Here is a 7,075-nt window from a genome sequence, read left to right as displayed (position 1 = left end):
GGGGTGTCGACGAAGACCTCGACGAACGGGACGTTGGCCTGGCCGTGGGCCTCACGCGCCTTGGCGCGGTCGGCGGCGTACGGGCTGACGAGCGAGACGATCGCCACCACGCCGGCATCGGCCAGCAGCTTGGCCACCTCGCCCACCCGGCGGACGTTCTCCTGCCGGTCCTCGGCGCTGAAGCCGAGGTCGGCATTCAGCCCGTGGCGCAGGTTGTCGCCGTCGAGCAGGTACGCCGGGCGTCCGGAGGCCACGAGGCGACGCTCCAGCTCCGCGGCGACGGTCGACTTGCCCGAGCCGGACAAGCCGGTCAGCCACACCGTCATGCCTCTGGTGGCCCGCTCGTCGCGCTGGACCGAGCCGCTGTGCCAGACGACGTGGGATTCCTGCATCGACGGCCCGGTGATCATGCCGGCGGCGACCGTGAAGTTCGTGGCCTCGTCGATGAGGATGAAGCTGCCCGTCTCGCGGCTGCGCCGGTAGGCGTCGAACAGCAGCGGCTGCTGGGTGCGCAACCGCACCCGGCCGATCTCGTTGAGCTTCAGCTCCTTGGCGTTGTCGTCGCGGTGCAGCGTGTTGACGTCGAGGCGGTAGTCCAGGTCGCGCACGACTGTTCGCGTAGAGCGGCTGGTGTGCTGGAGCACGTACCGTCCGCCCGGGTTCAGCTGCGCCTCGCTGGTCAGCCAGCACACCATGGCATCGATGTCCTGGCCGACGTGCGGCCGGTTGTGCGGGCGGCAGATCATGTCGCCGCGGGCGATGTCGATGTCGTCGTTGAGCTCGATGGTGACCGCCTGGCCGGCGAACGCCTCGCCGAGCTCCTTGCCGCCCGGTGCCCAGATCGACTTCACCGAGGTGGTGAAGCCCGATGGCAGCACGGTGACCTCGTCGTCCTTGCGGACGACACCGCCGGCGACCGTGCCGCCGTAGCCGCGGAAGTCGTGCAGTTCGGCCGACGACGACTGGTGCGGACGGATCACGTACTGCACCGGGAACCGCACGTCGATCAGGTTCCGGTCGGAGGCGATGTGCACCTCTTCGAGGTGGTGCAGCAGGGAGGTGCCCTCGTACCAGTCCATCGCCTCGCTGCGGGTGACGACGTTGTCGCCGGTCAGCGCCGAGATCGGGATGAACGACAGGTCGGTGACCTCGAGCTTCGCGGCGAAGTTGCGGAACTCGTCGCGGATCTCCTTGAACCGATCCTGGGAGTAGTCGACGAGATCCATCTTGTTGATGCAGATGATCAGGTGAGGGATGCCGAGCAGGCTCGCGAGGAACGCGTGCCGGCGCGACTGCTCGAGAACGCCGTTGCGGGCGTCGATGAGGATCAGCGCGACGTCGGCGGTCGAGGCGCCGGTGACCATGTTCCGGGTGTACTGGATGTGCCCCGGGGTGTCGGCGATGATGAACTTGCGCTTCGGCGTGGCGAAGTACCGGTAAGCGACGTCGATGGTGATGCCCTGCTCGCGCTCGGCGCGCAGGCCGTCGGTGAGCAGCGCGAGGTCGGGGACGTCCTGGCCGCGCGACTGGCTGGTGCGCTCGACGGCGTTCAGCTGATCTTCGAAGATCGCCTTCGAGTCGAACAGCAGCCGCCCGATGAGGGTGGACTTGCCGTCGTCGACGGAGCCGGCGGTGGCGAAACGCAGCAGATCCATGGTTTAGAAGTAGCCCTCTCGCTTGCGGTCTTCCATCGCGGCCTCGGAGAAGCGGTCGTCCCCTCGGGTGGCGCCGCGCTCGGTCATGGTGGCGACCGCGGTCTCGGCGATGATCTCCTCGACGTTCGAGGCGTCCGACTTCACGCAGCCGGTGAGCGTCATGTCACCGACCGTGCGGAAGCGGACCCGCTCCTTGTGAGCCGTCTCGCCGTTCTTCGGTTGGACCGCGTCCGAGACGGAGAGCAGCATGCCGTCGCGCTCGACGACCTCGCGCTCGTGCGCGTAGTAGAGCGAAGGCACCTCGATGCCCTCGTGCCCGATGTAGGTCCAGACGTCCAGCTCGGTCCAGTTGGAGAGCGGGAACACCCGCATGTGCTCGCCCTCGTGCAGCTTGCCGTTGTAGAGGTTCCACAGTTCCGGCCGCTGGTTCTTGGGGTCCCACTGGCCGAACTCGTCGCGGTGGGAGTAGACGCGCTCCTTGGCCCGGGCCTTCTCCTCATCCCGCCGGCCGCCGCCGAACGCCGCGGTGAACCCGTTGCGCTCGATCGCGTCGAGCAGCGTGCCGATCTGCAGCCGGTTGCGGCTGGTCTTGCCGTCGTCGACGACGATGCCGTCCTTGATGGCTTGGTCGACGGAGGCGACGATCAGCTGGACGCCGAGCCGCTCGATCCAGCGGTCGCGGGTCTCGATGACCTCGGGGAAGTCGAAGCCGGTGTCGACCTGCATCACCGGGAAGGGGATGCGCGCGGGGTAGAAGGCCTTCTCGGCCAACCGCAGCATGCAGATCGAGTCCTTGCCGCCGGAGAACAGCAGCACGGGCTTGTCGAACTCGGCCGCGACCTCGCGGAAGATGTGGATCGACTCCGACTCGAGCTGGTCCAGCTCGCTCAGGCGGTAGTCACTGTGGGTGGACATGGGCAGTGGGGTCCCTCCTCGGGCGTCCGACGGCTTCCGGCAACTCTACACAGCGGTCAGGGCCGGCCATCGCCTCTGGTGGACGACGCCGTCGCCTTGCCCGGGTCGTCGGTATGCCGACCGCCGCCCTTGCCGTTCGTGTGCGGTGCTGCGATGGTCTCGAACGGCGGCAGGCCGTGGATCTTGCGGACGAGACCCCAGCCGATGGGGCCGAGCACGACGAGCGCCGCCCCGATGACGCCGACCCAGGTCGGCGGCACGTGCAGCATGGTCAGCCCGGTCAGGCTCAGCACGAGGACGATGCCGCGCCGGATCACCGAGGAGGACACCCAGCTGGCGATCCGCGCCCCGAAGAAGGTGCCCGCCGCACCTCCGATGGTCAGCGGGATGAGGACGGCCCAGTCCACCCCGGAGACGATCCAGTGGCTGATGGCGGCCGAGACGATGAGCGGGATGGCCTGCACCAGGTCCGTCCCGACCAGGCGCACGGGCGACAGGCGGGGGTAGAGCAGCACCATCGCGACCATGATCAGCGACCCGGAGCCCACCGAGGTCAGCCCGACGAGCAGCCCCCCGGTGGCGCCGACGAGCAGCGTGGGGATCGCCTTGACCGGGGGGTCGGTCTCCGGCTGCGGGGCCGCGTCGTCGTGCTGGTTCTTCACCATCTGCAGGTACATGCGCAGGGTGTAGGTGCCGGCCGTGAGCAGCAGCGTGGCGCCGATGGCGAGCTTGATGAAGGTGTTGACCCCGCCGACGGTGTCCGCGACGGCTCGGATGATGAAGGCGCCGGCGAAGCCGGTCGGCACCGAGCCGGCCACGAGCCATCCGGCGAGCTTGAGGTTGGGGGAGCCGCTCTTCCAGTGCACCGCGGCGCCGACGCTCTTGGTCAGCGCCGAGGACACCAGGTCGTTGGAGACCGCCGCTGCGGGTGGGATGCCAAAGAGGATCAGGGCGGGCGTCATCAGGGCACCGCCGCCCATGCCGGTCAGGCCGACGACGATCCCGACCAGGAAGCTGACGATCAGCAGTGAGAGCGACGCGGTCGTCAGCAGGTCACTCACGCACGAGCCTCCACGGCCTCACGGTCGGTCGCAAGCAGCCCACGCCCGCGGAGTAGGGCCAGCACCGCGTCGACCATGTCGGCGATCGAGTGACCGGTGGTATCGAGGCGCAGGTCCGCGTCGTCGGGCACCTCGTAGGGCGAGGAGATACCCGTGAAGTCCGGTATCTCCCCCCGGCGCGCCTTGGCGTAGAGCCCCTTGCGGTCACGCCGCTCACACTCCGCCAGCGGGGTGGCGATGTGCACGAGGACGAAGGCCCCACCGGCATCCTCGACCATCTCGCGAACCGCTCGGCGGGTGCTCGCGAAGGGCGCGATCGGGCTGCAGATCGCGGTGCCTCCGTGGCGGGCGATTTCGGCGGCGACCCAGCCGATCCGGCGGATGTTGGTCTCCCGGTCCTGCCGGGAGAAGGTCAGGCCTGCGGACAGGTTGCGCCGGACGACGTCGCCGTCGAGCAGCGTCACGGTCCGGTGCCCGTCCTCGACGAGCGCGTCGCGTACCCCACGGGCCACCGTCGACTTGCCGCTGCCCGAGAGCCCGGTGAAGAACAGGACCAGCCCTTGCTCCACGCCCGTCGGCCGGTCCTGCCGCACCACCTCCGCCTCGGCGGCCGGGAGCGGCCCGTTGCCGGTGGCCACGACGACCGGACCCTCCGCGTAGGCGGTCACGACCCGGTCGCGCACCGTGTGGCCGGTCGGTCCGGGCCGCGCCGCCAACGGCACGACCACGACCTGCGCGTCAGCCAGCTCGTCCGCTGCCGCCAGACAGGCCCGCACCAGCCCGACCGGGGACACAGCCTGCGGAGTGCCGTGACCGGTCAGGGCCAGCAGCACGACCGGGCGGCCGTGGGCCTCCCGACGGGCGGCGTCGAGGTCGGACTCGCTCGGCGGCCGGTCACAGACCAGCACGCACGGCTGCTCGATCTCGGCGCGCAGCTGATCGGGTGTGCGGTGCAGCCGGTCGAAGATGCGTCCGGCGCGTCGGCGGACCGACCCCACCGCGCCGATGACACCCAACGAGTTTCCCGGCCCGTCATACACATGATCGATGTTGACGGTCGCGAGCGGCGCGCCCTCGGGATCGACGAGATCCACGGCGCCCGCGGCGCGTGCCTGCTCCGCGACCGCGGCGGGGAGCTCGAGGGTGACGCCCGTCGACGGGTCACCGAAACCGCGCTGCGGCGCCAGGACGCCCATGGTCAACAGGTCGAGGTCGTCGAGCTCACGCGGCGTGGGGGCGTACTGCGGCACGTCGGATGAAGGCACCCGCGCATTGTGTCACCTGAGATGTGAGGGCCATGGAAGTTCATGAAGGCGGCGTCCTCCGTATGCTGGCCAGCGTGTCCGAGACGCCGATCGAACAGGTCCGCCGCGCCACGCGTTCGGTGGTAGGGCGACTCTCGCGCGGACGTCGCGAGGCCAGTGCCGACGCCGCCGCGAGCAGCGTGCCGCAGGTCCTGAGCGGGTTGGGCCTCGAGGTGCACGACGTCGTGGTGATCGGCGGGGTGGGCGCCGTCCGCCTCAGCAACGAGGTGGCTGCGGCCGCCCCGCAGGCACGGGTGCACCTCCTCAGGACGCAGTCCCTCTCGCGCGGTGACCAGGACGAGCTCGCCGGAAACGTCTCTGTGTCGGTGTGCACCACGCCGGACGAGCGCGCAGATCGGCTCGCGGAGCTGCCGCAGCCGCAGATGATCATCGACCACGCCGAGTGGGGCACCGGCGGCCGGCTGGCCTGCTTCAAGACGACCTTCCTCTACCTCGCCCCCGGCGGCGCCTACCTGGTGCGGACCGACCCCGTCGCACGCCCGACGAGCGAGCAGGACGGTGCCGACACCGCGCTGGCGGTGCGGCAGCTGCTCGGGCGGGACGGCGCGCACGAGGGGAAGCTTCCGCACCGGCGTGCCGAGCTGGCAGCAGCCACCGGCGACCTCGCCGTACAGGACGGGGAGCTGGTCGTCCGCAAGCGGCTCGTCCACCGGTACAAGCTCCGCGAGGCGCGAGCGGACGGCATACTGCGGGCGCGTTACGGACAGGACTGGGGGGAGGTCGTGCTCACCCGGCCGCAGGAGACCTACCGCTCGGCCGCGACCGTGACGTTGCACGGTGCGCCGCAGGAATGGCACGGGCAGGCGGACCCGCCCTCCCGGGACGCCCAGGTGACGGTCCCACCGCTGTCGCTGCGCAGCTACCCGTCGGTCCGCTGCTGGTCGTACCAGCGCGTGGCGCGGGACAACTACTGGCTGCCGGACACCTTCCGCCACCCGCTGGACCGCTACCTCATGCACCGCAAGCTGGCCAGCTCCAACCCGCGGCACGCTCGCCTCCCGGACGAGGCCGCGAACGCGAAGCCGACCCGGCGGCTGACCGGCTCCTACTACTACTTCGACAGCGAGTACCCGGGGCACTTCGGTCACGTGATCACCGAGACCCTCGGCAAGGTCTGGGGCTGGCACGAGGCCCGAGCCGTGGACCCTTCCGTGCGACCGCTGTTCAGCCTCGAGCCCGGGATGAGCGAGTTGCCCGCCTTCGAGCAGCAGATGCTGCGCGCAGCGGGCGTGGACCTCAACGAGGTCACCTACCTCGCCGCCGACGAGTCCGTCGACGTGGAGACGCTGTATGCCGCGTCCCCCGGTTTCGTCATGCCGCAGTACGCGGCGCCCCACATGGGGCAGGTGTGGGGCGCGGTGGGCTCCCTCGGCCGGCCGCAGGAGGACTACCCCCGCCGGCTCTTCGTCGCCCGGCGGATGGCGCCCCTGCGCAGCTGTGAGAACACGGCCGAGGTCGAGGACTTCTTCTCCTCCCTCGGATTCACGCTCGTCTATCCCGCCGATCACCCGCTCGAGGAGCAGATCGGCATGTTCCAACACGCGGACGTGATTGCCGGCTTCTCCGGCAGCGGCATGTTCAGCATGGCCTTCGCGCCCGGCAAGACGGTCATCGTGATGGCGGGCGACAGCTTCACCGCGACGAACGAGTTCCTCTTCTCCTCCGTGCTCGGCAGCCGGCTGCACTGCTTCTGGGGAGACTCGGCGGTCAAGCACCCACCGGGCAAGTGGGCATGGAAGGCCTACCAGTCGAACTTCGTGTTCGACGTCGAGCGGTTCGCCCCCGAACTCAAGGAAGCGGTGGAGGACGCCGGCTAGCGCCGGTCGGTGAGGCGCGGCAGCGCCCGGCGCAGGGCATCACGCCAGTCACCGATCGGCTCCAGCCCCGCAGTGCGCCACGCCTCGTGCCCCAGCACGCTGTATGCCGGCCGCGGTGCCGGCCGCGGAAAGGCGGCGGTCGTCGTCGGCCGCACCCGCTCCGGGTCGAGCCCGAGCTCACCGAAAATGGCGCGCGTGAAGCCGTACCACGTCACCTGATCGCTGGAGGTGGCGTGGTAGGTGCCCGGCTCGGCGTCGGATCCGAGGAGCCGGACGATCGCGTCCGCCACGTCCACCGTCCA

At 70.1% G+C, this 7,075-nt stretch carries 6 protein-coding genes; 1 reads left to right on the top strand and 5 read right to left on the bottom strand.

Annotated features, from left to right (window positions below):
• From cysN to cysC, 4 genes are all read right to left on the bottom strand, one after another.
• Positions 1-1,655: sulfate adenylyltransferase subunit CysN (cysN, locus tag VFL99_RS14205; protein WP_325107028.1), on the bottom strand; the 1,655-nt coding region annotated here is incomplete at its 3' end.
• 3 nt (positions 1,656-1,658) lie between these two features.
• Positions 1,659-2,570, bottom strand: coding sequence for a sulfate adenylyltransferase subunit CysD (cysD, locus tag VFL99_RS14200; RefSeq protein WP_325107027.1), 912 nt, complete (start codon positions 2,568-2,570; stop codon positions 1,659-1,661).
• Between the two features lie 56 nt (positions 2,571-2,626).
• Positions 2,627-3,631 (bottom strand): sulfite exporter TauE/SafE family protein, encoded by a 1,005-nt coding sequence (locus VFL99_RS14195; protein WP_325107026.1) that lies wholly within the window; start codon positions 3,629-3,631, stop codon positions 2,627-2,629.
• A complete protein-coding gene (gene cysC, locus VFL99_RS14190; RefSeq protein WP_325107025.1) occupies positions 3,628-4,896 on the bottom strand; it encodes an adenylyl-sulfate kinase in 1,269 nt (422 codons plus the stop codon). The genes VFL99_RS14195 and cysC overlap by 4 nt, the downstream gene beginning before the upstream one ends.
• A 74-nt stretch (positions 4,897-4,970) precedes the next feature.
• Here cysC and VFL99_RS14185 point away from each other — a divergent pair, with 74 nt between their 5' ends.
• Entirely contained in the window at positions 4,971-6,773 is a 1,803-nt protein-coding gene (locus VFL99_RS14185; protein WP_325107024.1) for a glycosyltransferase family 61 protein, read from the top strand.
• Here VFL99_RS14185 and VFL99_RS14180 read toward each other — a convergent pair.
• Positions 6,770-7,075 (bottom strand): sugar nucleotide-binding protein (locus VFL99_RS14180; protein ID WP_325107023.1); only part of this gene is annotated, 306 nt, incomplete at its 5' end. The genes VFL99_RS14185 and VFL99_RS14180 overlap by 4 nt on opposite strands.

The organism is Segeticoccus sp. (assembly GCF_035708005.1).
Note: the sequence above shows the minus strand (reverse complement) of the source record. Positions and strands in the feature narration are given on the sequence as shown.